Source organism: Saccharopolyspora halophila, assembly GCF_039531955.1.
In the GTDB taxonomy this organism is placed as follows: domain Bacteria; phylum Actinomycetota; class Actinomycetes; order Mycobacteriales; family Pseudonocardiaceae; genus Saccharopolyspora; species Saccharopolyspora halophila.
Genome location: NZ_BAAARA010000007.1, coordinates 39,214 through 62,934, shown reverse-complemented (window position 1 = coordinate 62,934; position 23,721 = coordinate 39,214). Strand labels below are relative to the sequence as shown.

At 68.4% G+C, this 23,721-nt stretch carries 32 protein-coding genes and 1 pseudogene; 27 read left to right on the top strand and 6 right to left on the bottom strand.

The window, feature by feature from the left end; all coding sequences use genetic code 11:
* Positions 1-135 precede the first annotated feature (135 nt).
* The 7 genes from ABD289_RS11390 (at position 136) to ABD289_RS11360 (ending at position 5,141) form a co-directional block, all read left to right on the top strand.
* Positions 136-603 (top strand): YbaB/EbfC family nucleoid-associated protein, encoded by a 468-nt coding sequence (locus ABD289_RS11390; RefSeq protein WP_344129913.1) that lies wholly within the window; start codon positions 136-138, stop codon positions 601-603.
* A 12-nt stretch (positions 604-615) separates the two neighbouring features.
* Positions 616-939, top strand: coding sequence for a hypothetical protein (locus tag ABD289_RS11385; RefSeq protein WP_344129910.1), 324 nt, complete (start codon positions 616-618; stop codon positions 937-939).
* Complete coding sequence (locus ABD289_RS11380; protein ID WP_344129907.1) at positions 936-2,090, top strand: WXG100 family type VII secretion target; 1,155 nt, start codon at positions 936-938, stop codon at positions 2,088-2,090. Before ABD289_RS11385 ends, ABD289_RS11380 begins: the two co-directional genes overlap by 4 nt.
* On the top strand, positions 2,087-2,797 hold the full coding sequence (locus tag ABD289_RS11375) for a hypothetical protein (protein WP_344129904.1): 711 nt from the start codon (positions 2,087-2,089) through the stop codon (positions 2,795-2,797). Before ABD289_RS11380 ends, ABD289_RS11375 begins: the two co-directional genes overlap by 4 nt.
* The gene (locus tag ABD289_RS11370) at positions 2,797-3,453 is read left to right on the top strand and encodes a hypothetical protein (RefSeq protein WP_344129901.1); all 657 of its coding nucleotides are present in this window, start codon (positions 2,797-2,799) and stop codon (positions 3,451-3,453) included. The genes ABD289_RS11375 and ABD289_RS11370 overlap by 1 nt, the downstream gene beginning before the upstream one ends.
* 255 nt (positions 3,454-3,708) lie before the next feature.
* Positions 3,709-4,797 (top strand): serine/threonine-protein kinase, encoded by a 1,089-nt coding sequence (locus ABD289_RS11365; protein ID WP_344129898.1) that lies wholly within the window; start codon positions 3,709-3,711, stop codon positions 4,795-4,797.
* A complete protein-coding gene (locus ABD289_RS11360; RefSeq protein ID WP_344129895.1) occupies positions 4,794-5,141 on the top strand; it encodes a hypothetical protein in 348 nt (115 codons plus the stop codon). Before ABD289_RS11365 ends, ABD289_RS11360 begins: the two co-directional genes overlap by 4 nt.
* Positions 5,142-5,369: 228 nt before the next feature.
* On the opposite strand, the gene ABD289_RS11355 is transcribed toward ABD289_RS11360, so the two are convergent.
* The 3 genes from ABD289_RS11355 to ABD289_RS11345 all read right to left on the bottom strand — a co-directional run bounded on the left by ABD289_RS11355 (position 5,370) and on the right by ABD289_RS11345 (position 7,256).
* The gene (locus tag ABD289_RS11355; RefSeq protein WP_344129893.1) at positions 5,370-6,176 is read right to left on the bottom strand and encodes a hypothetical protein; all 807 of its coding nucleotides are present in this window, start codon (positions 6,174-6,176) and stop codon (positions 5,370-5,372) included.
* The gene (locus ABD289_RS11350; RefSeq protein WP_344129891.1) at positions 6,173-6,382 is read right to left on the bottom strand and encodes a hypothetical protein; all 210 of its coding nucleotides are present in this window, start codon (positions 6,380-6,382) and stop codon (positions 6,173-6,175) included. The genes ABD289_RS11355 and ABD289_RS11350 overlap by 4 nt, the downstream gene beginning before the upstream one ends.
* 343 nt (positions 6,383-6,725) lie before the next feature.
* The gene (locus ABD289_RS11345; protein WP_344129889.1) at positions 6,726-7,256 is read right to left on the bottom strand and encodes a hypothetical protein; all 531 of its coding nucleotides are present in this window, start codon (positions 7,254-7,256) and stop codon (positions 6,726-6,728) included.
* A gap of 61 nt (positions 7,257-7,317) precedes the next feature.
* Between ABD289_RS11345 and ABD289_RS11340 the strand changes: the two genes are divergently transcribed.
* On the top strand, positions 7,318-8,112 hold the full coding sequence (locus ABD289_RS11340; protein ID WP_344129886.1) for a methyltransferase: 795 nt from the start codon (positions 7,318-7,320) through the stop codon (positions 8,110-8,112).
* A gap of 79 nt (positions 8,113-8,191) precedes the next feature.
* Positions 8,192-8,815: a phosphatase PAP2 family protein gene (locus tag ABD289_RS11335; protein WP_344129883.1), complete on the top strand. Its 624-nt coding sequence runs from the start codon at positions 8,192-8,194 to the stop codon at positions 8,813-8,815.
* A 9-nt stretch (positions 8,816-8,824) separates the two neighbouring features.
* Here ABD289_RS11335 and ABD289_RS11330 read toward each other — a convergent pair whose 3' ends face one another.
* Positions 8,825-9,076, bottom strand: coding sequence for a hypothetical protein (locus tag ABD289_RS11330; protein ID WP_344129880.1), 252 nt, complete (start codon positions 9,074-9,076; stop codon positions 8,825-8,827).
* Here ABD289_RS11330 and ABD289_RS11325 point away from each other — a divergent pair.
* The 17 genes from ABD289_RS11325 to ABD289_RS11245 all read left to right on the top strand — a co-directional run bounded on the left by ABD289_RS11325 (position 9,075) and on the right by ABD289_RS11245 (position 22,249).
* On the top strand, positions 9,075-9,266 hold the full coding sequence (locus ABD289_RS11325) for a hypothetical protein (protein ID WP_344129877.1): 192 nt from the start codon (positions 9,075-9,077) through the stop codon (positions 9,264-9,266). The genes ABD289_RS11330 and ABD289_RS11325 overlap by 2 nt on opposite strands.
* 401 nt (positions 9,267-9,667) lie before the next feature.
* Positions 9,668-10,573, top strand: a complete 906-nt coding sequence (locus ABD289_RS11320) for a DUF6346 domain-containing protein (protein WP_344129874.1) — start codon at positions 9,668-9,670, stop codon at positions 10,571-10,573.
* Positions 10,574-10,595: 22 nt separating this feature from the next.
* Positions 10,596-11,015 carry a YbaB/EbfC family nucleoid-associated protein gene (locus tag ABD289_RS11315; RefSeq protein WP_344129871.1) on the top strand — a complete coding sequence of 140 codons (420 nt, stop codon included), beginning with the start codon at positions 10,596-10,598 and terminating at the stop codon, positions 11,013-11,015.
* Positions 11,016-11,030: 15 nt separating this feature from the next.
* Positions 11,031-11,336 carry a type VII secretion target gene (locus ABD289_RS11310; RefSeq protein WP_344129868.1) on the top strand — a complete coding sequence of 102 codons (306 nt, stop codon included), beginning with the start codon at positions 11,031-11,033 and terminating at the stop codon, positions 11,334-11,336.
* Positions 11,337-11,341: 5 nt separating this feature from the next.
* On the top strand, positions 11,342-12,607 hold the full coding sequence (locus ABD289_RS11305; protein ID WP_344129865.1) for a WXG100 family type VII secretion target: 1,266 nt from the start codon (positions 11,342-11,344) through the stop codon (positions 12,605-12,607).
* Between the two features lie 332 nt (positions 12,608-12,939).
* Positions 12,940-13,809, top strand: coding sequence for a helix-turn-helix domain-containing protein (locus ABD289_RS11300; RefSeq protein ID WP_344129862.1), 870 nt, complete (start codon positions 12,940-12,942; stop codon positions 13,807-13,809).
* Positions 13,809-14,003, top strand: coding sequence for a DUF397 domain-containing protein (locus ABD289_RS11295; protein WP_344129859.1), 195 nt, complete (start codon positions 13,809-13,811; stop codon positions 14,001-14,003). The genes ABD289_RS11300 and ABD289_RS11295 overlap by 1 nt, the downstream gene beginning before the upstream one ends.
* A gap of 186 nt (positions 14,004-14,189) precedes the next feature.
* Positions 14,190-14,591: a hypothetical protein gene (locus ABD289_RS11290; RefSeq protein WP_344129856.1), complete on the top strand. Its 402-nt coding sequence runs from the start codon at positions 14,190-14,192 to the stop codon at positions 14,589-14,591.
* Positions 14,588-15,154, top strand: a complete 567-nt coding sequence (locus tag ABD289_RS11285) for a DUF3558 domain-containing protein (protein ID WP_344129854.1) — start codon at positions 14,588-14,590, stop codon at positions 15,152-15,154. The genes ABD289_RS11290 and ABD289_RS11285 overlap by 4 nt, the downstream gene beginning before the upstream one ends.
* Before the next feature lie 14 nt (positions 15,155-15,168).
* Positions 15,169-16,383: a hypothetical protein gene (locus tag ABD289_RS11280; protein ID WP_344129852.1), complete on the top strand. Its 1,215-nt coding sequence runs from the start codon at positions 15,169-15,171 to the stop codon at positions 16,381-16,383.
* Positions 16,384-16,390: 7 nt separating this feature from the next.
* Entirely contained in the window at positions 16,391-17,239 is an 849-nt protein-coding gene (locus ABD289_RS11275) for an ESX secretion-associated protein EspG (RefSeq protein ID WP_344129849.1), read from the top strand.
* A gap of 458 nt (positions 17,240-17,697) precedes the next feature.
* Complete coding sequence (gene mihF, locus ABD289_RS11270; protein ID WP_344129846.1) at positions 17,698-18,015, top strand: integration host factor, actinobacterial type; 318 nt, start codon at positions 17,698-17,700, stop codon at positions 18,013-18,015.
* On the top strand, positions 18,012-18,614 hold the full coding sequence (gene gmk / locus ABD289_RS11265; RefSeq protein ID WP_344129843.1) for a guanylate kinase: 603 nt from the start codon (positions 18,012-18,014) through the stop codon (positions 18,612-18,614). Before mihF ends, gmk begins: the two co-directional genes overlap by 4 nt.
* A gap of 70 nt (positions 18,615-18,684) precedes the next feature.
* Positions 18,685-18,978 (top strand): DNA-directed RNA polymerase subunit omega, encoded by a 294-nt coding sequence (gene rpoZ / locus ABD289_RS11260; protein WP_344129840.1) that lies wholly within the window; start codon positions 18,685-18,687, stop codon positions 18,976-18,978.
* Complete coding sequence (gene coaBC, locus ABD289_RS11255; RefSeq protein WP_344129837.1) at positions 18,975-20,225, top strand: bifunctional phosphopantothenoylcysteine decarboxylase/phosphopantothenate--cysteine ligase CoaBC; 1,251 nt, start codon at positions 18,975-18,977, stop codon at positions 20,223-20,225. Before rpoZ ends, coaBC begins: the two co-directional genes overlap by 4 nt.
* Positions 20,226-20,269: 44 nt before the next feature.
* Complete coding sequence (gene metK, locus ABD289_RS11250; RefSeq protein WP_425564655.1) at positions 20,270-21,466, top strand: methionine adenosyltransferase; 1,197 nt, start codon at positions 20,270-20,272, stop codon at positions 21,464-21,466.
* Positions 21,467-21,571: 105 nt separating this feature from the next.
* Positions 21,572-22,249, top strand: a complete 678-nt coding sequence (locus ABD289_RS11245; protein ID WP_344129834.1) for a YwaF family protein — start codon at positions 21,572-21,574, stop codon at positions 22,247-22,249.
* Positions 22,250-22,437: 188 nt separating this feature from the next.
* On the opposite strand, the gene ABD289_RS11240 is transcribed toward ABD289_RS11245, so the two are convergent.
* Both ABD289_RS11240 and ABD289_RS11235 read right to left on the bottom strand, forming a co-directional pair.
* Positions 22,438-22,893 carry a tRNA (cytidine(34)-2'-O)-methyltransferase gene (locus ABD289_RS11240; RefSeq protein ID WP_344129829.1) on the bottom strand — a complete coding sequence of 152 codons (456 nt, stop codon included), beginning with the start codon at positions 22,891-22,893 and terminating at the stop codon, positions 22,438-22,440.
* 42 nt (positions 22,894-22,935) lie between these two features.
* Positions 22,936-23,325 (bottom strand): annotated as a pseudogene (locus tag ABD289_RS11235) (SDR family oxidoreductase); the annotation flags it as partial.
* A gap of 242 nt (positions 23,326-23,567) precedes the next feature.
* Between ABD289_RS11235 and ABD289_RS11230 the strand changes: the two are divergent.
* Complete coding sequence (locus ABD289_RS11230) at positions 23,568-23,720, top strand: hypothetical protein (RefSeq protein ID WP_344129826.1); 153 nt, start codon at positions 23,568-23,570, stop codon at positions 23,718-23,720.
* Position 23,721 lies beyond the last annotated feature (1 nt).

The window sequence follows — 23,721 nt, the reverse complement described above, 5'->3', positions numbered from 1 at the left end:
TTTTTTCGCGGGGTCTCGCGAGCGCCGGGCCCACTGCTCCGGCTGGAGCTGTTTGCCCGATTTCTCGCGAATCGCTGCGCGCGCGAGCGGTGACACGCTACTTTCGGGGCTCGTGTCGATCTCGGGGGTGATGGCGTGAGCAGTTCGGCGGAGCGCATTCAGGAGATGCTGAGCCGCTTCGAGGAGCAGGCGCAGCAGGCGGGCAGGCTTCAATCGGCAATGCAGGAGATGCGGGGTACCGCAAGCAGCCAGGATCGCTCGGTGACCGTCACGGTCGCCCCTTCCGGCGCGGTGCTGGACCTCAAGCTCGAACCGAACGCGGTGCGGCGGTCGGCCAACGAGCTCCAGCAGCAGATCATGGCCGTGATCCGGGAGGCCACTGCAACCGCGGCTGAGCAGTTGGACCAAGCAGCCGCGCCGATCCTCGGCGAGCAGTACGAGCAGTTCCAAGAGGCGTTCAACGCGGGAGTTCCCGCCATGAAGCCCGCCTCCGAGGACACCCAGCAGGCGTCATCCGACTCGGCGCCGCGGACCGGAGGCCGAGGTCGGCCGGACACCGACGACTGGGACGACGATTCCTCGAACGACTCGTTCCTGCGTTGAGGGGGTGACCCGGTGACCGATCTGAAGATGACTCCGGCAACCCTGCGAGGCCACGGCGAGGGCTGCGACAGCCTCGCCGAGAAGTTCGGAAACTTCGCGGAACTCCTGCACCAGGCGCAGGTCGACGATCAGTGCTTCGGTCCGATCGGCGAGGCCGTCGGTCTGGCCGGCCTCTACCTCGACGGGGTGAAGGAATGCCAGGACCTGGCCACCAACGCTCGTGAGTTCTTGCAGCAGACCAGGCAATCCCTCGACGACACCGCCAAGGACTACGCCGAGACCGAGGAGCGGATCTCCGAGGTGCTCGAGAAGGCGGCGGAAGGGCTTGCGGGATGACGGGCCCGGGTGATTTCCAGACGCTCAACGAAGGCGACGGCGACTCGAAGAACTGGTTCGAGCAGGCCGCCGGTCGCGGTTCTTCCTGGGTGAGCGCGGGCCAGGGCCTCGCGGACGCCTCCTCCCCGCCGGAATGGGGCGTCGCGGCGGTGTCGGCGCGCGCTCAGGCCCTCGAGACCATGGCCAGCCCGGGGCAGGCGTTGATGAGCAACGGCCTCGGCTTCCTCGTCTCCATCGTGCTGAGCCCGCTGATCGAACTGGCCGAGTACGCGGTCGGCGACCCCGAGCAGATGCGCTCCACCGGCGAAGGCTGGGAGAAGGTCGCCAAGTGGCTCGACGAGGTCGCCGAACAGGAACCGAAACGCGCCCAGGCCACCGCCGACACCTGGGTCGGCAAGGACGGCGACGCGTTCCGCAGGCAGATGACCGAGTTCGGCGGCGGCGTCGAGGCCCTGGCCGCCGACATCCGCGAGCTCAAGAGCACGCTGGACACCATCGCGGACATGTTCGACATGTTCGTCGAGTTCTTCATCGAGGTCGTCACCGAGCTCATCATCGGCCTGATCGTTCAGTGGCTGGCGGCTCTGGCCGCGTCGTGGGTGACTGCGGGAGCTTCCGTCGGCGCGGCCAGCGCGGGCACGGCGACCCAGGTGGGCGTGCAGGGCGGGCGCATCGCGACCCGGATCGCCCAGCTGCAGCGCAAGCTCTACCAGGTGTTCAGCAAGGTCGAAGAGCTGCTGCAGAAGTTGCGCGAGGCGGGCAGGCTCCGCAAGGTCATCGATAAGATGAACGAGCTGCGCGACGGCAACATGGCCCAGCAGTTCGTCGCCCGGCGGCTGGACTCCAACGCGCTGTTCGGCACCGTCACGAAGGCCGATGGTGATTCGCTGGCGACGACGGCCGTCAGCAGGTTCTCCGACGAGACCGGCGCGGGCGCCCTCGCGGGCAATCTCGCGCAGCGGTTCGCCACGAGCGCGCTCGGCGGCCAGGTGCGCATATCCGGCGCGCTCTTCGACGCCGGAGTCAGCACCGCTACCGACGAGGCGATCAAGCAGGGCGCCGGCGCGGTGTACGGGGAAGGCTCGGACCAGGTCACCGGTGAGATGAACGAGCAGGAACGCGCGCGGGCGCAGGAGAAGGGCTTTCAGTGATCGAGGTGCTGGCGCTCCGGCAGCAGTGGTGCCGTCCCGGCGAGCCGATTCTGTGGTGCGAGAGGACGACGTTGGGCGTCGAGTTCGACGTGGAAGGGCTCGACAGGTCGGGCGAGCCGCAGAGGAGCCGGGGTGCTCGGACGGCTTTCGGCGCGGTCGGCAAGGCCGCGGGTACGGTCCTCGGCGTCGCCGAGGCGGTGGCCGGGTCCGACGGTGGTTCGGAGCTGATCGACCCGCCCGTCGGTGTGGTCTTCGGGCCGGGTCCGGATTGTTCTGCCGCGCATGCGTTGTCGCGTGTACCGGAGAACGAGCGAGCCGGGTGCTGGGTTCTGACGCCGGACCGGTTGGGCTGGGCGTCGATCCGGGAGGAGGCGGCGGAGCCGGAGGAATCCCAGGGATTGCTCGGCGGAGCGATGCGATTCGGACGCGGAGCCGCGAAGTTCGCGCGCGACCTCGCCACGCAGCAGCCCGACCACGAACCCGGCGTCGCGGTCCCGGTTCCGCGAGCGAGCCCGCAGCTGGAGATCGCGCGCTCCGAGATCGTGGAGATCAGCGCGCACCAGCGGAAGTTCGGCAACGGGTACAAGTGGCACAAGCCGTGGTACCTGCGGGTGCGGCTGAGCGACGGATCCGGTTTCGACCTCGGTCGTTCCGAGGACGAGTCCCGCGCGCAGCGCGCGGTGGCGATGGCGCGGGGGAGCCTCTGATGCGAGACCGTCCCAAGATGCTGCGCTCGCTGACGGAGCAGTGGTGCGGGCGAGGTGAGAATCTCGTCTTCGTTGTCGGAGGCGAGCACAAGTCGGGCTGGTTCGGTGCCACCGTGGGCAACGCGCCCGAGGTTCCGCACTCCGCGCCGGACGACGGGCTGCAGCCGCCGTGGCCGCAGGTCAATCCCGGTCTGACGGCAGGCGAGTTCCTCGCCGACGAGTGGGTGCACGACCCCGCCGTCTGGGGATGGGCCTGTGCGGACTCGCCCGAGCGCGCCGCCGTTCGAGCCGGTGAATCGCTCAACGCGGGCAAGCACTTCTGCTGGTTGGTGTGCACCGACCAGCGCTTCGCGGTGGTGGTCGAAGCCGATGCGCAGGCCGAGGCCAGGCGACAGGTCGAGCAGGCGGCGGAGTCACCGGGTCGGCTGGGCGGGTTGTTCGGCAGGGGCAAGCAGCGTGAGGCACCCGCGCACCCGCTCGAGACCCGGTGGCAGTACCCGCTCGACCAGGGGATCGACTTCTCGCCTGCCGAGCTGGGGCGCGCAGCGGACCCGGTCGAGTTCGTCCGAGTCCGCTTCGCGGACGACTCGACCCTCGATTTCCGGATGCTCGACGCCGCCGACCTCGTGGCCACGGTCCGCAAGCGCCTCCGCTGACGCGACAACCCCTCCGGGCCTGCGCCCCGTCCGCAGCCGCGTCCGGCGGGCGACTCCCTCGATGCGCGGTGCCGTTTCCGCAGGTTTTGCGGGAGTTGTTGGCATTGGCCGGTTCGCGGGAGCGCGTCGTGGCGCTCCGGGTCCATTACCCGACGGTAAAGATCCGGTTGAGCATGATCACTCGAGGTCGGGCAGGTCGTTGGCCGGGACGATGTAACCCGATAAGGTGATCCGGGTGACGGGTTCGGAGGGTTGATGACCGACGTTGCTCTGCTGCTGGGCGGGCGATACCGGCTGGGGTCGCGCCTGGGCAGCGGCGGGATGGCCGATGTGCACCGAGCGATGGACACCCGGCTGCAGCGGCTCGTCGCGGCGAAGGTCTTCCGATCGTCCGCCGACGAGCTGGGCCGCAAGCGCTTCGCGGAGGAGGCCCGCATCCTGGCGGGCTTGAGCCATCCCGGCCTGGTCGCCGTGCACGACTTCAGCGCCGACGAGGACGAGCTGTTCCTGATCATGCAGCTGGTCGAGGGCGGCACCCTGGCCGACGCCACCGACCACGGGCCGATGGACCCCGAGCAGGTCGCCGACATCGGCGGGAAGCTCGCCGACACCTTGGCCCACGTGCACGACAACGAGATCGTGCACCGCGACGTCAAACCCACCAACGTGCTGATCGGCAACGACGGCCGCGCGTTCCTCGCCGACTTCGGCGTCTCCCGGCTGGCCGATGCCGCGGGCAGGCTCACCGACTCCGGGCAGGTCGTGGGCACCACCACCTACATGGCCCCGGAACAGGTCTCGGCCGGCGAGGTGGGCTGCGCCGCCGATGTCTACTCCCTGGGCCTGGTCCTGCTGGAGTGCGTGACCGCGCGCGTGGAGTACCCGGGAGGACCGGACGCGGCGGTGGCCCGCCTGGTGCGCCCGCCGCAGATCCCGCAGGGCATCCCGTCGCGGCTGCGGCGGGGGCTGGTCGGGATGCTGGCCTCCGATCCCAAGCAGCGGATCACCGCGGAGCAGGCCGGTGACCTGCTCAACGGTCGCACCACCGAGATCATGCGTCCGGTCCCGCCACCTCCGCGGCCGTCGCCGCGGCCGCCCGCCGTGCCGCAGCAGCGCGCCGCGCAACGCCCGCCGACCGGCTCGTTGCCTGCCCCGCAGTCGCGATCGAAGCGCCCGCTGGCTCCGATCGCCGCGGGCGGGGCGGCGGTGCTGGTGCTGGCCGCGCTGCTGGTGGTGTTGTGGCCGGAGCCCGAGATCGCGGAAGTGCCGCCGGTGCAGGGGCCTCCGGGCGTGGAGCGCCTCCCGGTCGACATCGCCAACCTGGAAAGGGCGGTGCAGCAGTGATTCGCCTGGTCCCCGCCGCGCTGGCGCTGTTCGCGGTGGCCGGATGCGCGGGCGAGCCGGTGCAGCCGAAGGTCCGGCAGCAGCTCACCGCGCGTGTGGCCGAGCTGAAAACCGCTGCGCTGTCGCACGATCGCGCGGGCGCGGAGGCCGCGTTGTCGAGTCTGCACCGCGAGATCGCCAACGCGGTTTCCGCGGGAACCCTGGATTCCGAGGCGGCGGGCCAGATCATGATCGCGGCCGACCGGGTCGCCGAGGACGTCCGCACGATCCCGGGACCCGGCCAGGCCCGGGTGACCGTCACGGTCGACCCGGGCCCGAACCGCAAGGCCAAGGACCACGAGTAGGACTGCCCGGCAACGGTTTCGTGCCGAGACAGCCGATGCGTCCCGCTTCAGCCCTCGGGAGGTGCTTCGGTTTGCGGTTGGCGTGGTGGTGGCGGAACCTCGGACGCCGTCGGGCTGCGGAATCCGAGGCTTGAGCATGTCGACTCTCGCCCGACGACGTCTGAGAACCCGCAGCGCGAGCTGAGCCCCGCACCGCATGCGGCCATCGCCGCGTGCTGAATGGATCCCCTAGAGCCGATCCGGCCACTCCAGCGACCACGCGCGTGTGTCCGCGAACGGGTCCGCGGGAACCCGCGCCGGGCGCACGTACTCCACCCGCACCACCGCGCCCGCGCGGTCACCGGCGGGCAGCTCCTGGCGACGCGTGTAGGCCGGCAGCAGGGTCTCGGGATCCACGTAGTAGGTGAGATCCGCTCCGGCCCCGGTGTTGTCGGCCGCGTGGTACGGGTACGCCGAATCCTCCCCGGTGGCGCGGAAGGCGAAGACCAGGTGCTGCATGTCCCAGTCACCGACCGGACGGGCCCGCACGGAGATCCGCAGGAAGTCCCGCCCGTTGACGTGCACCGAGGCGACGCGGTGCGCGGTGAGGAACCGGTGCGCGGGCCTGCGCAGCGCCCGGATCATCGCGTCGGCCTGCTCGGCGGACAGGCCACCGGGAATGATCCCGTCACCCAGGAACGGCCGGGAGGGCACCCGGCACAGCGCGCTTTCCTGCGGCGCGCTCCACTTCTCCTGCGAGGGCAGGTAGCCGTGGTCGAGCCCGTCGACGCACTTGCTCCACAACCGGCTGCGCCCGCGCCAGTGCTCGATGCTCGCCCCGATGTGCCGACCGGTGGAGTAGTCCTGCACCTCGTCGTGGACCTTCACCAGCACCCGTTCGCGGGCCAGATCGGGATCGGGAAAGCGCTCGCGCCGGGTGTGCACCACCTGCTGCCGCGCCTGCCGCCGGAACATCTCCCAGAACACCTCCTCCGGGTCGTCCGGCGACACGCCGCACGAGGCGACCAGCAACCCGACCGCCAGCGGAACGCTCACTCGCACAACGCCTCCACCACGTCCCGCGCATCGGATCGGAAGGCCTCGTCGAGGAAGTACAACTTGTCGGCGAGCTCGCTGAGCTGGCTTCGCGCGATCACCACCTCAGCACCGCCCTGCGCGACGCGAATCTCGTCGCGCACCAGCAACGACACGACGATCTTCCCGTGCCGATCATCCTCGGGGATCGACCAGCTGGCACACATGCGTTCTCCCTGCGACGTCGAGAAGTTGTGGACGCCGGAAACTTCGAAGCTCCCCACCTGGTCACACAACCTCCCGACCGGGCGACTTGGACGGCATGACCACTGGTCAAGACGCTCGGCGGCCGAGCAGGGCGAAGTGCGCGCGGCGCGGGGCGTTCGTCGCCCGCGGTGGCAAGCGGCCGGTGCGCACTTGCCGATGCCGGATGCCGAAGATCGCTCGATCTGGAACCGCCCGAGAGAGCCGGGTTCTTTCCGCGGGGGCCGGGAGAAGTGGCGCGGGCCGTTGCTGCCCGCGCAGCAGTATCCGCGTGATGGGGATTCGCGTGGCCTGATCCCGAAGGGCTCAACCGACTGCGCGGTCTTGGACCGCTGCGGTGAAGCCCGGGTGCGGTTCGGTGACCACAACGGCACTCCCGTCCTCGGAGGTGCGCGCCCGCGTGATTCGCGGCATCGACCCGAGCACGAACGAGACGAGCGAGACCGGCACGGCAACAAGACCGGCCACGCCCGCGGCACCGAGCGCTCCGCCTTGTGCGCCGGTGACCAGATGCACCAGCAGCGTCGCGCCAACCGCTGCGAGACCGCCCCAGAACAGCACCGCGGCCAGCACGATCAGCCCGTTCCGTCGCCGGGCGCACCGGCGGCACAGCGGCCAACCGACGATCTGGGTGACCTGCACCCGAGCGGCGCGGTCGGCCAGCCGGGACGCCACGCCGAGCAGGTTGGCGTTCAAGAGGCGGCTTCCCTCGGGCGGTGTGCGCGACTGCAGCGCGAAGTCCACGCGCCGCACGGCTCGTTTCCCGTGCGCGGAGCAGCAGTCGGCTGGTCCGCTGATCGACCCGGCTCGCCCGACTTCGAGCCGAACCTCGCGCATGCAACCGACCTCCCGCCTCGGATGTTCCTCGAATTCTCGTCCGCGCTTGTATCTTCTCCGCATGGGAGCAGACACCTGGGCGGGGCTGGCCGACGAGTTCGCCGATGGTGCGTACGCCTCGGTGAAGGGGCGGGTGCGCACCTACGTGGTGCACCGGCAGCTGCTGAACCACCTGCCGGAGGCTCCGGCACGGGTGCTCGACGTCGGCGGCGGTGCGGGCCACCAGTCCCTCCCGCTGGCCGAAGTCGGCTACGAGGTGACGTTGCTCGACGCCTCGGAGGCGATGCTGGACAAGGCCCGATATCGCCTGGAACACCTGCCCGAGCGAGTCCAGCAGCGAGCGACGCTCTTGCACGCAGCTGGCGAGAACGCCGAAGAAGTGTTGCAGGGACGGCTTTTCGACGCGGTGCTGTGCCACGGCGTACTCGGTTACCAGGACGCCCCGGGGCCGCTGGTCGACCAGCTGTGCCGCTGCGTCCGGCCCGGCGGGGTGGTGTCGATCGTGACCGGCAATGCCGCTGCGATGGCCGTGCGCCCGGCCCTGGAACAGCGCTGGGAAGACGCGCTAGCCGCCTTCGACACCACCTGCGAGACCGGAGTCTTGGGCGTTGCCACCCGCGCCGACACGCTCGACGAGCTCGACGCGCTCATGCGGAAGCGCGGCGTGCACCCGCTCGACTGGTACGGCGTGTGGCTGTTCACCGACTGGTTCGACCTCAGCGGCGCGGCCCTTGACCCCGACGACGCGGAGCAGCTCCAGGCAGCCGCCGAGGTCGAACTCGAAGCCGGCAAGCGGGACCCGTACCGGCAGCTCAGTCGCCTGATCCACCTTCTCGGCCGCAAGAGCGAAGACTGAGCAGGAACGAAACGCGCGCCGAAGGGGAGGCCACGCGGAACCGTCGACGCCCGCAGCAACCCGAGACGCCGAGGAACCCATGAACCACACCTCCGAGATCACCGCCGAACCCGAGATCCGGTCCTTCCCGGACCACGTCGCGCGCGTGATCACGGAGGTGTGCGCTCCGTGGGTGGTCGTGCTGTTCCTGCCGCTCGCGGTGGCGTGGGAAGCGACCGGCAGTCCCGGCCCCGCGCTCGGCTGGGGCCTGCTGGTCGCCGTAACCAGCAGTCTGCTGCCGATGACCGTGATCGTGTGGGGCGCGCGGACCGGCCGCTGGGACGGCCACCACGTCCGCGACCGCGCGGGACGGCTCGTACCGCTGCTGGCGCTGACCTCCATGAGCGCGGTAGGCCTCGGCCTGCTCGTGGTGCTCGACGCCCCGTGGCCGATGATCGCCCTGGACATCGCCACGATCGTCGCGCTGCTGGTCACGAGCGGCATCACCGCGTGGTGGAAGGTCAGCCTGCACGCCGCGGTCACCGCGGGCGCGGTACCGGTCCTCGCCGCGATCTACGGACCGGCCTGCTGGATCCTTCTCGCCCTGGTCGTGGCGGTGTCCTGGTCCCGGGTGCGCCTCGACGACCACACCACGGCCCAGGTCACCGTCGGCGCGCTCGCCGGAATCGCAATGGCCGGAGGACTTTTCGTCGCCCTGCTCTGACGGCGAGGCTCACCAGACGAAGTCCTCGGGATGCTTCTGCGCGTGCTCGCGGATCTTGGCGAGATCGTCGGTGAAGAACTTCGCGTTGCCGCATCCCAGGCACACGACCGCGCTCAGGCTCGACATCGGGTTCGCCCACAACGTCTTCCGGTGCGGGTGCAGGCCCATCTTGTGCGCCCCCGTCAGGCCGAGCCCGCCGACGAAGGTGCCGCCGCACAGCTCGCACTGCGGAAACCGGGACTGGACAGGTGGGTTCGTCATGGGCCGTCTCTACCAGATGGCCGCTTTCCTCACTGCGATGCTTGCCGGCATCTTGACTTTGCGCAATGCTCCCGTTGGTGCCATTCCGGTTGCCGGGGTGGTTCTCATCCGTCTGGCGATTCGTGTTGGCGAATCTCGGGCAGTAAGTCCTGGCGGATGGGCCGCCGTGATTGGCGACCATCACCGTTGAGACCCCTGCCGCTGATCGTGCGCCAAGCGGACACGGACACGGGCGCGTGTCGCTGCGGTCTGTCGGCCGTATCACGCCATCGGTGTCCAGGTGGCTGCTACGTTTGGCGTGGCCGTGAGGAGCGTTTGAGGAGGCCTGGACATCGTGTCGTCGAAGTGGGATTCCGTGGACCCCCGGGGGAGGGCGAGGGAAGGCCTGCGCACGCTCTTCTTTTTCGTCCCGCTCCTGATTCTGGCGGGAGCTGTATACGTCAACTACCCGAGCGCCGCTCCCGTCATCGTGATCTTGTTCGTCGGCTTTGTCGGGTACAAGGTGATGACGGCCAGTAAGCGAAGTGGTCGATAAGCCGGGTGTCTATGGGAGGAAGGGACGACGCCGCGCCGTCGACCGGGGAGAGTCCTGTGCGGAGTCGGCAGTGGCTGGTTATCCACGTCGCCGCGCAGACCGTCCTGCGGGCGTTGGTCCTGGTGATTCTGTACGCGGTCTTCGTGAACACGGGTTCCTTGGCTGCCGATGGCATCGTTACTAAGCGCGGAACCGCGTTGGCGACAGCATGCGAACGCGTGGGCCCGCTCAGTCGCTCAGGCCTGGGCTGGTACTGGCAGTGCGAGGGCAAGATCACCTGGCAGGACGGCAAGCAGGGGACGTCGACGTTCACCGGTTCCGACCTCACCCCGAGTAACAAGACCGAGCCGGCCCCGGTTGCGTGGCGTGAGATCAGAAACCGTGGACACCAGATCACAGTCGAGAAGCCTCGACCCTTTGTCACGTTCGGCCGGTTGATGGTGGTCCCCTTGTTCGGGCTGGCCGTGTTCGGGGCCCGCATCCCCGGTGTTCCGCCGCTGCCTACCGACGAGCGGACGGAGTATCGCAGGAAGCGGCGACTGCAGTTGTGGCAACCGTTGATGATCCCGGTGGGCTGGGGTTTGTTGGTCGCCGGTGGTCTGGCTACTGCGGCACCAGCAGTGATCCCAGGGATGGCCGTGGTGACGCTCGTGGTGGCCTACGTCGCTCTGATCGTCATGTGGGCGCTCTCCCGGAACAGGGCCCGCAAGGGATTCCCGGAACCTACCCTGCTGTCGTCGGATTCTCAGTCCGCTTGCCTTGCTGGAGGTCACTTCCTACGTGTGTTGGGTGGGCTCGGAGTGATCTTCGGCGGAATTCTTGGCTTTGGCAACTGGCTCGGTGTTCTCGGTGTGGTAGCGATTCCGCTGGCGCTGGTCACTTTTGGGCAGAGGTTGCTCTTGGTCACGAACCGGCACCGCAGACAATTCGACGGAACCGTTGGGAATTCCGCTGCGTCGTAGCAGCGAGGAAGAGGGGGTCGTAGTGGAGCAGTCTCCGGAGCAGTGGCTGGCTGCGATGCAGGAACGAGCCGACGAGATGGTTCGGCAGTCCCAGGAGATCCAGCAGAACCTGCAGGACATGGCCGAAACTGCGGCTGAGGCGGATGGTTCGGTCTCGGTCACGGTCAGTGCCAACGGTGCGCTCAAGGACCTGCACATCGACAAGCAGGCGTTCAGTCGCGGGCCGGAGCACCTGAAGACCACGATCCTGCGGCTTGCCGGGCAGGCGCAGGCCAAGGTCGCAGGTCGCGTGGTGGAAACGGTCGAGCCGGTGGCGGGACACGATGGGCTCGAGTTCTTGCGATCGCAGCTTCCCGCCGACCCCGATGCCGCCAACGACCAGGCTCGACGCCCTGCAGGCGACGACTTCGACGACGAGCCACCGCAGTCGTTCCTTCGCTGACGAGGAGATCCGACGATGACGCACATGTCCGTTACGCCGCAGGCGTTGAGTTCGCACGCGAACTACTTGGCCGAGCTCGCTGGAAAGATTTCCGATGCCGCCGCCAAGGGCAATGGTGTGACCTTCGGCGTGGATTCCTTCGGACTGGTGGGTCAGGTGTTCGCCACGGAGGCACGGGAGACCTCGCAGCAGGCCGTCGAGCAGCTAAACACCTTCTCTGAACGCACCGACAAGCTCGGCCAGGCCGTCGGCGACTGCGCCAAGGCCTACACCGCTGAAGACGACAACCAGGCCGCTTGCCTGGCCAAGATTGAGTGGTGAGCTCGATGTCTTCGATGTTCGTCAACACCGAGGCGCCCTCGCTGGAATCGGGTTCCTGGAGCATGGGCGCAGGCCCTGTTGACTCCGCGCGGGCGACAGCCAATGCGATCGACCAGGGCGATTGGGGCGATTTTGCGGCCAGCGCAGGAGTTCTCGCGCTCGACGGTCTAGTCACCGCGATCGACCCGGTGGGCACGGCGTTGGCGGCCGGTGTCGGGTGGTTGATGGAGCACTTGACGCCGTTGAAGGAACTGCTGGATTTCCTCGCCGGTGATCCCGACGCGATCAAGGGTGGCGCAGACACCTGGAAGGCGATCAAGGAGGACTTGCAGGCACTGGCCGAGGACTTCCCGAGTCAGGCTGAGCAGCAGACCGCGGGCTGGTCGGGTCCGGCCAAGGAGGCATACGCCAAGCAGGTCAAGGCCTATACCGAGGGTCTGCAGGGCATGGCGATCAGCGCAGGCAGCGCTTCGGCCACGATCGCGACCGCGGGAACCATGGTCGCCACTTGCCGGGCGATCGTCCGCGACATCATCGCCGCCATCGTCGCCGAGCTGGTCAAGGGCGCCATCGCTGCGCTAGCCGGTTCTGTGGTCAGCTTCGGTGCGACTGTAGCCGGCTACCTCGCCTACGCCGCCGGGCGAATCGGCATGACGATCGCCAAGATCACGGCGAAGATCAGCCAGCTGCTCGCCAAGCTGGGCAAGGCGGGTGCGATGCTGGCCCGCGTGCTCGACGACATGGCTCAGGTCGGCGCCAAGGTTGGTGCCGACCTGACCACCGCCGGTACCAAGGCGGCCTCGACCGCGCCGGCGGCGGCCGGGGAGATGCTGTCGGCTGGAAGCAAGGTTTCGGCAGGCGCTGACGCCGTGAGTTCGGCCGCGACCGGCACGGCCCGCGCCTCGGACGGCTTGGCTGCGGCATCCGGGCGCACGGCAGACTTGGCTTCTGGGGTGCGAGGAGCTTCGGAAAGCCTCGCGGATTCCGGGTCGAGGATTGCGCAGAACGCTGATGGGTTGAAGCAGAGCACCACGGATTTCGTGAACGGTTTGAGTCGAAAAGGCCCCACTGCCGAGGCGGTGGAACAGGTCGCGGACGTGCGCAAGCCTGTTAGCGGCGTTTCCCGTTTCGGCTTCGGGCAGGAGCAGTACCACGAGCAGAACTACGACGAGGACTCCGGCTCGTACTACGACGGGTACGACCGCAACGGCAACCCCACCGGTGAAGGTGCCACGAAGGGCTGGTCGGGCACCCTCCAGGAACCCGGGTGAACTGACAGCTGATCACAGCGTCCGCGAACGGTCGTCGAGTTCTGGTGTGTGCTGCAAAAGGTCATACTTCCGGGCTGGTTCGTGCGCGACGGCGTTCCGTGTTGCCCTGCCAAAAGGCTGCGCGTAGGTCTGCGCTCACGACCTCTCGCCCCCTCGGTGGTACCTGCACTGGTGGTTTTGGGCGGGGCTCATCGTGTGCGGCGGGGGTGTGATCGCACTACGTGCAAGTGGAGTGTGGCGTGATCACCTTTGGGGGAGTGGGGTTACTTGCCGCGGGGGCAAGTGTCGATCGTGATCGTGCAGGTTGAGCGCGGTTGCGATCGGGAGGGTTGATGGGTTCTCGGGTCGGGGTTCCCGTGCGGGTTCGACGGGTGTCGAGCGAGCTTCGGGAGTTGCGGTTGCGGAGCGGGCTCGGGGCGGAGGAGGTTTCCGCGGCGCTGGGGATGTCGATGAGCAAGCTGTCGCGGATGGAGAACGGGCAGCGGGGTTTGCAGGCCGATGACGTGTCGGCGCTGCTGGGGCTCTACCGCGTGCCGGCGCAGCGGCGGGAGGAGCTGCTGGAGCTTCTCAGAAATGCGGCGCATCCGAACTGGTGGCAGGTGCAGGATGGTCGCTTGCCTGGGATGTGGGAAGACGTAATTCGGTTCGAGCGCGAAGCGCGATCGATAATCAACTACGAGAGCACGCTGGTACCCGGTCTCTTGCAGACGGTCGAGTATGCGACCGCTGTCGTGAGTGGTACCGATCCCGACCTGAACGTCGCCGAGGTTGAAACGCTGGTCTCAGCGCGGCTCAGTCGGCAGACGGTGCTGAACCGGCCCTCGGCGCCGCGTCTGGAGGCGCTGATTGAGCAGAGCATCCTGGAACGTCCAGCCGGAGGGCCAGGCGTAATGTTCCGGCAGATTCGCCACCTCGTCTCGACGGCAGGTCAGGACAACATCACGGTGCGCGTTGTCCCTACTGAAGCGGGCGTACACCCCGGGATCTCCGGGCCGTTCGTGATCTATGACTTCGAGAGCCAGCAAGGGCTTGTCTACCTGGAGAACCGTGCCAGCAGCGCGTTCCTCGAGGAGAGCCAGCACATAGCGGCAACGAGAGAAGCCCATCGGCGGTTGCAGCGCGTGGCACTGTCCGCTGAAGATTCAGTTGACCTGATGAACTGCATCGCGGAGGCGCTAGTGCGTGGGCAAGGAGCCGGGTGATGTCGCTTCAGTGGCGGAAGAGCAGCCGCAGCAGCAACTACGGGAACTGCGTCGAGGTGGCTTTCGCGGGTGATGGTGTGCTGACTCGCGACTCCAAGGATCCAGGCGGTGACCGCCTTGTCATCAACACCTTAAGCTGGGCCTCCTTCCTCGACGGCCTTCGGCGCGGGCATTTTGATCGGAAGATCAACTAATGGGACGGTGCAACCCGGCTCTGAGATCCATTTCACTCGCTTGGCCCAGTCTGTTTTGTCCAAGGACGCCCAACGTCAGGGTCTCGTGCGCTAACGTCTTCCACGCTGGCAAGTGGATGTCCGTCGCCCTCATGCGACGGCGCGTGGACAAGGGGAGTTCAGCGTGAGCAACGAGGGGGTCGTGGCGTGACCAGCTTCTTCGGCAATTTCTACGAGACGATTGACCGCGTTGTGGACAAGGCCGCGCTCGCGAGCGCGCAGAACGACGTTGGCTCGATGACGGTTGACCCGGACAAGGTCGACGAGATCGCCGCGTTTTTCCGTGAGAAGTCGCAGATGCTGTTCGACCGGTCCATGGATGTTCAGGAGCTGGCCAACGTGAAGACGCCTGGTCGCGATCCGGTGAGTCTGGGCAGCACCAAGGTGTTCGGCGCGGTCGGCTCCGGCGATGGCAACGGGTATGTCGAGAACTACCTGAAGCTGGCGAAGGTCCTGGAAGAAGCGGCGGATGCGCTGGAGGGCAACACCCGCCAGTGGCGTGTCAATGATCAAGATAGCGCCGACAGCCTCGGTGGAGGAAAAGCGTGAAGCGTAAGGCTCTTGTGGCCGGTGTGGCCATGCTCGGTTCCGTCGCTGCGGGCTGCGGTGGTGCCCCTGAAGAGTCTCCAGCTCCGCCTACTCAGGGTGGAGGAGAGCAGTCGGATGGGCAGTCCTCGTCGTCGCGGAACGCCCCTGTCAAGGCGATCGACGTCCCTGACAAGTGCTCGGTCGTTTCGGAGCAGCAGTGGCGTGAGCTGGGGGCTGTTCTGCCGCCGCGTGAGCGCGTGTCGAACGGCAACCCGGGATGCCAGTACCAGGCGAGTGAGGCGGGGACGACCGGGTGGGGCGTGTTCGTCGCGGTCGCCAATGACGGCAGCTACAGCGATCAGCTCGCTATGAATGAAGCGCCTACCACGACTGTTGAGGTCGATGGGTATCCGACGGCGGTATTCAAGGAATCGTCCGGCTGCATCATCTACTCGGATGTTGCTGATCAGGGCTACTTGCTTGTGAACGTTCTCCAGACAAGCCCGGACGACCCGGGGGTGGATCTCTGTCAGAAGGGGCAGGATTTCGCCAAGGCCGCTATTCAGAATCTCCCGAACGCTTGAGGGGGTAAGAGGAGATGACTGAACGAAACCTCCCACCTGCCAGTTTCGAAGGCGCCCAGTTGGCCCAGATGCGGGAGTGGGTCCAAAAGGGCGGTGGTTCTGAGGTTCGCTACAACGCCGCTTCGATGTGGGACGCCGAGGACAAGCTTCTTCGCGGCTTGAAGGGCGAGCTCGAGGAGAAGCTCAAGCAGGCCGGCGCGGTCATGCAGTCGAAGTCCGGCGACGCGATGCAGAACCAGGCGTTGCCGGTCGTGCTGTGGGCCGAGGTCACGGCAGATCAGGCCAAGCTTCAGTCCGAGCAGATGACTGCCCAGGGCGAGGCGTTCAAGAGGGTCCAAGATTCGATCCCCGGCGAGGGCGAGGAACAGGCTGTCCCGGACGACAGCGCCCTCGAAGAGGGCTGGGACAACTTCTGGACCGGCTCGACTGATGCCGAGGATGCGAAGGCGCACAACGAGAAACTGCGTCAGGACGCCGTTCAGGCGTTCAACACGTATCAGGAGAGCAGCCAGAGCAACGTCTCCGGCAGTGCTGTCTTCCAGAAGCCGCCGGAAATCGCGGTGCACAATCCCGAGGCTTCTGGTTCAGCGCCCCCGAGCGTTGGCGGTGTTCAGCAGCCGGCTTCGACGTCGAGTTCCTCCGCCGGTAGTGCCGGTACGGCTTCCGGGGCGGGACTCGTTGCTGGCTCGGGTGCCGGGTCAGGTGGTTACGCTGGCTCTGGGAGCGCTCCTGCCGGTACCGGCTCCGCCTGGGCGAACGTGCCCGGCAACGGCAGTGGCGCGGGCAACGGCGGCAGCGGGAATGCCGGTCGCACGGGTGCACCCGGCACGCCGGGTTACGGCGGTACCGCGGGTCGTCCGGGCATGCCGGGCGCGGGTCGGCCGGGTGCCGGTGCGGGCTCCGGCGGCGCGCGCGGTGCCGGTTCCGGAGCGGGCCGCGGTGTCGGTGCCGGTGGTGGTGCTGGTCGGGCCGGTGGGCCCGGGATGGGTGCTGGTGGTCGTGCTGGGGCCGGTGGTCTCGGTGGCGCGTCCGGTTCCACCGCTGCCGGTGGTGCCGCGGGTGGCGCCGGTGGTCGCGGCGGTGCCGGGATGGGCGGTGCCGGTGCGCGCGGTAGCGGTCAGCAGGGCGAGGAGGACGCCGAGCACGAGACTCCGGACTACCTGGTCGGCGACCAGGGCGTGTTCGACGAGGATCTGCCGAGGGTGGCTCCTCCCGTGTTCGGCGAGTAAGTAGCGCGTGAACGATTCGGATCACCTCGTGGGCGGCACCGGTTCGGTGCCGCCCACGCTTGATGGCTGGGGGCAATCAGTGAAGATCGAGCTGTCGGCGCAGGCGTTCCACGAGGCCTGGGAGCACTTCAACCTGGGTGCCAAACCGCTGGTGCTCAACGTGCTGCCCGAGGGCATCGAGGAATCCGAGCGTCGCCGGGTGCAGGCGCGGGCGCGCGAGGAGCTGTCCTCGCTCGGGTTCGGCAACGAGATGCGCGAGGAGGACATCGAAGCCGTCTTCCTGCCGCTCGCGCGCTGCGAGAAGGCCTTCGACGTGAACTTCCGGCAGCGCACGCCCGACGGCGGGCAGCGCGTCGTGGCTGCGCTGGCGGCCTGCATCCGCGACCGCGGGACGCTGGCCGTTCTCGACGGCGAGACCGTGCGGATGCAGACGCTGACGGCGGACTCGATGACCCGCGCGGCGCTGAGCGTGCTGCCCGATGACATCAAAGCCGGTCCGGGCAAGGGGGTTTCGCTTCGGAGCGCGGCGATGGAGGCCGCTGCCAAGGCAGCCGGAAGCGACGACCGGGCGATGGTGGAAAACCTTGTGCGGCAGGGTGTGCGGCGCGAGGACGCGAAAACTCTGGTGGACATGGCCGGGGGTCGGCGCCTCGCCTACGCGCAGATCGGTGCCGCCGTCGTCGACGGGGCTGGCAAGCGGCACCGGGCGCCGCTGGTCACGAACTTCTTCGCCACCGCCAACGGTTGGTACTTCATGGAGAACAGCCAGCGCAGCGCGGAGGCGTGGACCACCATCGCGCCCATCGACAAGCCGCGGATGAGCGCGCGCGTGCAGGACCTGTTCAAGGCCCTGTGAGGAAACGTCACGTGACGGGGTCGCCGATCGCGGCGGCTTCGTTTCTTCTGCGCAGGTCACCGAGTTGGAGCAAGGTCAACAACCCCTTCGTGTTCCGCATCCCGGAATTTGATCTTGGTCAAGATCATCTTAGCGCATGGCCTTCCGCGCGGCTACTTTGGGACCTTTTTCACGTCGTCGTGACCTGCGCGGACGACCCTCGTGCCGCTCAACCGTGCGGAAATCGGACACTTTTGAAGTTTTTTGCCGAGATTAGTGCACTTCAGCGGCTTTGTTGATAGGACTTGCTGCAGGCCCGGTGCTCGTACACCCCTCGTGCGAGCGGCAAGGAGGGCCAGGGTGTCGGAGGTGGAGTGAATCTGCCTCGCAAAACCGGGACCCCCGTGGGCAGCCGCCTTTCGGGACTCGGTACCGTCGCCCGCACCGATCAAGAGAAACCCCACATCACGGAGGACATGGTGGCCCTTCCCCAGCTGACTGAGGAGCAGCGGGCAGCAGCTCTGGAAAAGGCGGCTGCCGCCCGTCGTGCCCGAGCTGAGCTCAAGGAGCGCCTCAAGCGAGGCGGAACCACGCTGGCGGAGGTCCTGGACACCGCCGACAACGACGAGACTCTGGGCAAGATGAAGGTCTCGGCCCTGCTCGAGGCCCTTCCCGGTGTCGGCAAGGTCCGTGCGCAGCAGATCATGGAGCGGCTGGAGATCGCCAACAGCCGTCGTCTGCGCGGGCTGGGTGAGCGCCAGCGCAAGGCGCTGCTCACCGAGTTCAGCGGCGAGTGATCGACGCGAAGTCCGGCGCTGAGCCGAGGACCGCCCGCACGGGCGAGCCTCGGCTCACCGTCGTTTCCGGCCCCTCCGGCGTTGGCAAGTCCAGCGTGCTCGACGAGCTGCGCAGGCAGTCCTCGGAGGTCTACTTCAGCGTGTCCGCGACCACCCGCGCGCCGCGGCCTGGGGAGATCGACGGAGTGCAGTACCACTTCGTCTCCGTCGCGGAGTTCGAGCGGATGATCGCCGACGGCGAGATGCTCGAATACGCCCGGTACGCGGGCAACTTGTACGGCACGCCGCGAAAGCCCGTGGAGAAGGCGATCGATGAGGGCAGGCCGGCCGTGCTGGAGATCGAACTGCAGGGTGCGCGCCAGGTCCGCCAGGCATGGCCGGACGCGCAGCTGGTGATGTTGCTGCCGCCGTCGTGGGAAGCGCTCGTCGACCGGCTCACCGGTCGCGGCACCGAACCCGAGGACGTCGTGGAACAGCGCCTGGCCACCGCGCGCGAGGAGCTGGCCGCCGAGCCGGAGTTCGACGCGACCGTCGTCAACGCCGACCTGCACTCCGCGACCAGCGAATTGCTAGACTTGATTCTCGGCCGCGAGCAGTGATGCGCCCGGGGTTCCTCCCCGTGCCTAATCCGCGCCCCCAGGACATCCACGAGACTCAGGAGCCACAACAGTGAGCACCCCCAGCGCTCTGGCTGCGCTCAACAGCAGCCCTTCCACCGACACCGTCGAGGGCATCACCCACCCGCCGATCGACGACCTGCTCGAGCAGGTCAGCTCGAAGTACGCCCTGGCGGTCTACTCGGCCAAGCGCGCCCGCCAGATCAACGACTACTACGCGCAGCTCGGCGAGGGCCTGCTCGAGTACGTCGGGCCGCTGGTCGAGCCGGGCCCGAGGGAGAAGCCGCTGTCGATCGCGCTGCGCGAGATCCACGCCGGCGTTCTCGAGCACACCGAAGGCGAGTGACGCAGGGTTCGACCGAGGACCGCCCGCGGGTGGTCCTCGGCGTCAGTGGTGGCATCGCCGCCTACAAGGCGTGCGAGGTGCTGCGCGGGCTCACCGAGTCCGGGCATCGCGTCCGGGTGGCGCCCACCGAGGCCGCGTTGCAGTTCGTCGGCGCCGCCACCTTCGAGGCGTTGTCCGGCCAGCCCGTCGAGACCGGTGTGTTCTCCGACGTGCACGAGGTGCCGCACGTGCGGCTCGGCCAGGAGGCCGATCTCGTCCTCGTCGTGCCGGCCACCGCTGACCTGATGGCCCGCGCGGCGAACGGGCAGGCCGATGACCTGCTCACCTCCACGCTGCTGACCGCGCGGTGTCCCGTGCTGATGGTCCCGGCCATGCACACCGAGATGTGGGAGCACCCGGCGACCCAGCGCAACATCAGCACGCTGCGCGGCGACGGCGTGGTGGTCGCCGAGTCCGACACCGGACGGCTGACCGGCGCCGACACCGGCAAGGGGCGACTGCCCGACCCGGCCGAGATCGTCGACCTCGCCCGGCTGCTGCTGGCCGCCGGGAACGCGTTGCCGCGCGACCTGGAGGGTCGCCGCGTGGTGATCTCCGCAGGAGGCACCCGCGAGCCGCTGGACCCGGTGCGCTACCTGGGCAACCGCTCGTCCGGCAGGCAGGGCTACGCGCTGGCCCGGGTGGCCGCGCATCGCGGTGCCGAGGTGACCCTGGTCGCCGGGCACACGGCCGAGCTGGTCACGCCCGCGGGCGTGCGGCTGATCAGGACCGGCACCGCCGAGGAGATGCGGTCGGTGATGCTGACCGAGTCCGACGGGGCCGATGCGGTCGTGATGGCCGCCGCCGTCGCCGACTTCAAGGTCTCCGCGCAGGCCGGTTACAAGATCAAGAAGTCCGATTCCGGGCCGGAGCCGGTCGCGCTGGCCAAGAACCCGGACATCCTCTCCGAACTGGTCGAGGCCCGTGCGGCAGGAAAGCTGTCGGCTTCGCTGATCGCCGGGTTCGCCGCCGAGACCGGTGATCCGTCCTCCTCGCCGCTGGAGTACGGGCGGGACAAGCTGGCCCGCAAGGGCTGCGATCTGCTCGTCGTCAACGCCGTCGGGGAGGGTCGCGCGTTCGAGGTCGAGGACAACGCGGGCTGGCTGCTCGGCGACGACGGGACCGAGACGACCATCCCGCACGGTTCGAAATCACTGCTGGCGTCCACTCTGTGGGATGCTGTGAATCGACGGTTGGCCCACCAGTAGGGTTGGTGAGCCAAAGCCGCCGCCTTTTTTGTTCGAGGAGTGTCGTGAGCCAGCAGCGGTTGTTCACCAGTGAGTCGGTGACCGAGGGTCACCCGGACAAGCTCTGTGACGCCATCAGTGACTCGATCCTGGACTCGTTGCTCGCGCAGGACCCGCGCTCGCGCGTGGCCGTCGAGACGATGGTGACCACCGGACAGGTCCACGTCGCCGGTGAGGTCACCACCGAGGCCTACGCGGACATCCCGACCATCGTGCGGGACAAGATCCTCGAGATCGGCTACGACTCCTCGGCCAAGGGCTTCGACGGCAACTCCTGCGGCGTCAACGTCGCGATCGGCGCGCAGTCCCCGGACATCGCCCAGGGCGTCGACACCGCGCACGAGTCGCGAGTCGAGGGCGTCATCGACGAGATCGCCTCGCAGGGCGCCGGTGACCAGGGCCTGATGTTCGGCTACGCCTGCGACGACACGCCCGAGCTGATGCCGCTGCCGATCGCGCTGGCCCACCGCCTCTCGCGCAGGCTGACCAACGTCCGCAACGAGGGCGTGCTGCCCTACCTGCGTCCCGACGGCAAGACCCAGGTCACCATCGAGTACGACGGCGACAAGCCGGTGCGGCTGGACACCGTGGTGCTGTCCACCCAGCACGCCGCCGACATCGATCTCGACGCCATGCTCTCGGTGGACGTCAGGGAGAAGATCGTCGAGCCGGAGATCTCCGCGCTGGACCTGGACACCTCCGCCAGCAGGCTGCTGGTCAACCCGACCGGCCGGTTCGTCGTCGGCGGCCCGATGGGCGATGCCGGGCTGACCGGGCGCAAGATCATCGTGGACACCTACGGCGGAATCGCGCGGCACGGCGGCGGCGCCTTCTCCGGCAAGGACCCGTCGAAGGTGGACCGCTCGGCGGCGTACGCGACGCGCTGGGTGGCCAAGAACGTGGTGGCCGCGGGCCTGGCCGAGCGGGTCGAGGTGCAGGTCGCCTACGCGATCGGCAAGGCCGCGCCGGTGGGCCTGTTCATCGAGACCTTCGGCACCGAGACCGTGGACCCGGACCGGATCCAGACGGCCATCAACGAGGTCTTCGACCTCCGCCCGGCCGCCATCATCCGCGACCTGGACCTGCTGCGCCCGATCTACGCGGGCACCGCGGCCTACGGCCACTTCGGCCGTCCGGACCTGGACCTCCCCTGGGAGAACACCGACCGCGCGGACGCGCTCAAGGCGGCTGCGGGAGCCTGAGGAGACCACGCACGATGGGCGTTCCGGGATCACCCGGGACGCCCGTCGTCGTCGGACGGTCCGCTCTGCTCGACCGGGTGATCGCAGAGGCCTTACCGTGGCACGATGGGGCCGGAGCGGTTCGTGCCTTACGGGACGTCGCACTGGGCGCTGATGGCGTTGATCGTCGTCGGATCCGTGGGTCTCGTCGTCCTGGGGCGGCGCATCGAGCGAACAGGTCCGTGGTGCCGGGCGTTCGCGCTGCTGGTGCTGGGCTTCAACGTCCCGCTGCTGGTCTATCGGCTGACCCCAGGGCAGTGGGACGTCCGCAACTCGCTGCCGCTGCACCTGTGCGATCTGGCCTGGATGGTGGCCGCCTGGGCGCTGTGGACCCGCCGGGTCCGCCCGCACGCGCTGCTGTACTTCTGGGGTCTGACGCTGACCCCGCAGGCCATGCTCACCCCGGCGCTGAACTCACCGGACTTCCCGCACCTCGACTTCGTCGAGTTCTGGGGCCAGCACCTGCTGGTGATCTGGGCAGCGGCCTTCCTGACCTGGGGAACCGGGATGCGCCCCGATTGGCGCGGCTATCGCCTCTCGGTCGTGGTGACCGTGGCCTGGGCGCTGGCGATGCTGGCGTTCAACGCCCGGTTCGGCAGCAACTACGGCTTCGTCAGCAGCAAGCCGGACAACCCGTCGATCCTCGACCTGATGGGCGGCTGGCCCTGGTACCTCGCCGTCGAGCTGGTGGTCGGCATGGCCGCCTGGGCGCTGCTGACCTGGCCGTGGACCCGGCGGACCTAAGGGGCATTCAGTTCGGGGTTTGCGTGGCGGAACCTGACGCGCCGTGTGGCTCGGGATCCGCTCCTCGAGTAGCAACCGCGGCGTCGTGGCTGTCCTCGCCACACGGCGCATCAGAACCCGCAGCGGTGCGGGGTGAGTCCCACACCTGGAACAGCGGGTCCGCCGCATCCTGAAAGGACGCCCAAGGGTCACGGCATCTTGTAGCCCTGCTGACGCCACGCCTCGTAGGTGGCCACCGCCGCCGAGTTGGCCAGGTTCATCGAGCGGATGCCCGGCAGCATCGGGATGCGCACGTGCAGCTGCGCCTCGGCGAGCACGTCCTCGGGAAGGCCCACGGACTCCGGGCCGAACAGCAGCGCATCGCCGGGGCGGTACTCGACCTCGTGGAAGGAGCGCTCGGTGTTGGCGGTGAACGCGATGATGCGCTCCGGCCGGATCGCCTCCCACGCCGAGGGCAGGTCCGGGTGCACGTGCAGGGCCGCGCGGTCGTGGTAGTCCAGGCCGGCGCGACGCAGCTTCGAGTCCTCCACCGAGAACCCCAGCGGCTGGATCAGGTGCAGCGCGGCACCGGAACCGGCTGCCATCCGGATCGCGTTCCCGGCGTTGCCCGGGATCTCGGGTCGGTAGAAGACGACGTCGAACACCCGAAAAATTTTTCCACACCGGAACCGGATCAACCCCCGGGGTCACACGGGCCCGCCGGTGACGCGCACGTTCTGACCGGTCACCCAGCGGGCTCGTTCGCCGATCAGCAGCGCCACCGCGTCGGCAACGTCCGCGGGCCGTGCCAGCCTGCCGAGCGGGATCATGCCCGCCGCGGCCTCCGCACCGTCGGGCAGCGCCGCGCGCAGCAGGTCGGTATCGGTCGGCCCCGGCGACAGCGCGTTGACGGTGATCCCGCGAGCCCCGAGCTCCTTGGCCGCGACGCAGGTCAGCTGCTCGACGGCGGCTTTGCTCGCGGCACGGGCGGATTCGCCCGGCGACGGCCAGAGCGTGCTCATCGATGAGATGTTCGCGATCCGGCCGCCCGCGCCCATCCTGCGCGCCGCGTGCTGCATGGCGAGCAGGGCCCTTCGCGTTGACCGCGAGCACGCGGTCGAACTCGGCCTCGGTCAACTCCTCGAACGGTGCATCGGTCACCGTCTCCGCGTTGGTCCGCCCGAAAGAATTCACCGAGTTCGTCGCGCGCGGCGTGTCCGCGCGGCCGTGGACCTACCGCGGGCAGGTGCGGGTGCGGGCGCCGCCGAGACCGTGCTGGAACGGGTACCGCCCGCGTTGTGGCTCGTCACCGCTATCGACGCGGACAGCTGCCTGGTGGATGCCGGGGCGGACTCACCGGACCTGCCCGCCGTACCCGGGTGCGCGCGGGCACGACTTCGAGATCCTCGACGCACCGGAGCTCACCGCGGCCACCGCGCGACTCGCCGAGCGGTGTCGGCTGGCCGCCGAGGGTGCCAGCGGTGCGTGGTAGA

Bases quoted from the DNA above. Each gene is read 5' to 3' on its own strand.
- ABD289_RS11325 (WP_344129877.1), top strand. From the start codon at position 9,075: ATGGGCCGTCTCTACCAGATGGCCGCTTTCCTCACTGCGATGCTTGCC.
- ABD289_RS11295 (WP_344129859.1), top strand. From the start codon at position 13,809: ATGTCGCTTCAGTGGCGGAAGAGCAGCCGCAGCAGCAACTACGGGAAC.
- ABD289_RS11345 (WP_344129889.1), bottom strand. From the start codon at position 7,256: ATGCGCGAGGTTCGGCTCGAAGTCGGGCGAGCCGGGTCGATCAGCGGA.
- ABD289_RS11305 (WP_344129865.1), top strand. From the start codon at position 11,342: ATGTCTTCGATGTTCGTCAACACCGAGGCGCCCTCGCTGGAATCGGGT.
- ABD289_RS11245 (WP_344129834.1), top strand. From the start codon at position 21,572: ATGGGGCCGGAGCGGTTCGTGCCTTACGGGACGTCGCACTGGGCGCTG.
- ABD289_RS11340 (WP_344129886.1), top strand. From the start codon at position 7,318: ATGGGAGCAGACACCTGGGCGGGGCTGGCCGACGAGTTCGCCGATGGT.
- ABD289_RS11365 (WP_344129898.1), top strand. From the start codon at position 3,709: ATGACCGACGTTGCTCTGCTGCTGGGCGGGCGATACCGGCTGGGGTCG.
- ABD289_RS11370 (WP_344129901.1), top strand. From the start codon at position 2,797: ATGCGAGACCGTCCCAAGATGCTGCGCTCGCTGACGGAGCAGTGGTGC.
- ABD289_RS11280 (WP_344129852.1), top strand. From the start codon at position 15,169: ATGACTGAACGAAACCTCCCACCTGCCAGTTTCGAAGGCGCCCAGTTG.
- ABD289_RS11330 (WP_344129880.1), bottom strand. From the start codon at position 9,076: ATGACGAACCCACCTGTCCAGTCCCGGTTTCCGCAGTGCGAGCTGTGC.
- ABD289_RS11310 (WP_344129868.1), top strand. From the start codon at position 11,031: ATGACGCACATGTCCGTTACGCCGCAGGCGTTGAGTTCGCACGCGAAC.
- ABD289_RS11335 (WP_344129883.1), top strand. From the start codon at position 8,192: ATGAACCACACCTCCGAGATCACCGCCGAACCCGAGATCCGGTCCTTC.
- ABD289_RS11230 (WP_344129826.1), top strand. From the start codon at position 23,568: ATGCCGGGGCGGACTCACCGGACCTGCCCGCCGTACCCGGGTGCGCGC.
- ABD289_RS11350 (WP_344129891.1), bottom strand. From the start codon at position 6,382: ATGTGTGCCAGCTGGTCGATCCCCGAGGATGATCGGCACGGGAAGATC.
- ABD289_RS11300 (WP_344129862.1), top strand. From the start codon at position 12,940: ATGGGTTCTCGGGTCGGGGTTCCCGTGCGGGTTCGACGGGTGTCGAGC.
- ABD289_RS11380 (WP_344129907.1), top strand. From the start codon at position 936: ATGACGGGCCCGGGTGATTTCCAGACGCTCAACGAAGGCGACGGCGAC.